1 protein-coding gene is annotated in these 761 nt (G+C 39.6%); it reads left to right on the top strand.

The window, feature by feature from the left end; translation table 11 throughout:
* Positions 1 to 496: 496 nt before the first annotated feature.
* The coding region (locus tag ACFQY0_RS21225) for a hypothetical protein (RefSeq protein ID WP_379717069.1) at positions 497 to 761 on the top strand (265 nt) is incomplete at its 3' end.

Below are 761 nucleotides of genomic sequence, written 5' to 3'. Positions count from 1 at the left end.
GAGAATTATATCAAAGAAAAGGAAGTAGTTCAGAACTTGCCGAAAATAGTGAGTGAGTTGGAGAGACAGGGGGTTAATTTAAATGATAGAGGTTGATATTCAAGAAAACGTGAGTGGGGGATATGAGGTTCTTACTAAGTTGCCAACCAGGGAGTTCAAAAAAGAGTTTTCGACAATGGATGGATTAGAGAGACACCTTAAATACTTAGAGTTTTACGCTGTATGGAAAGATATTGAGGTAGTGAAGTCATGCCAGTGAAAAGGAGAGCGCAGCGGTGCATTTACGTGGAAAAGTCCCCTAGTATATCCTAGCGCAGCGGTGGAAGGTAAGGTGCTTTTCCTTGCCTTCTAAGGATTGGGGTTACTAGGGGGCAAAGGTTCCATGTCAATGCCGACTGGGAACGGTGGGACAAGCTGAAAAAATCGTTAAAATTTACCCGGTCTCTGTAACACCGGGTTATGGGTAAAAACCTTTTACCTTTTAGGGGGAAAAATATTGCTCGTTGAAAATGTTTTGATTGATAATTTAGTTGTTGTTGGTGAAGATTCTGGAAAGTTTGCAAACAGAGTAAATAATTATTCGTTTTCGTATATCGAAAAAGTTACACCTAGTGCTTTTCCTTATCGAAAATCATTTCATTGTGAAGATGGTTCGTTCCTTCAGTGGACTGATGAACACAACGTAAAACCTATACGATTTGATTTTAATCCTAGTAAATGCGACATAGAGGGTGCTGAGAAGGTTTTATCGACTATGAAGT

Source organism: Haloferula chungangensis (genome assembly GCF_042664875.1).
Taxonomy (GTDB): Bacteria; Verrucomicrobiota; Verrucomicrobiia; order Verrucomicrobiales; family Akkermansiaceae; genus Haloferula; species Haloferula chungangensis.
The sequence above is the reverse complement of the archived record's forward strand: the minus strand, read 5'-3'. Positions and strand labels throughout refer to the sequence as shown.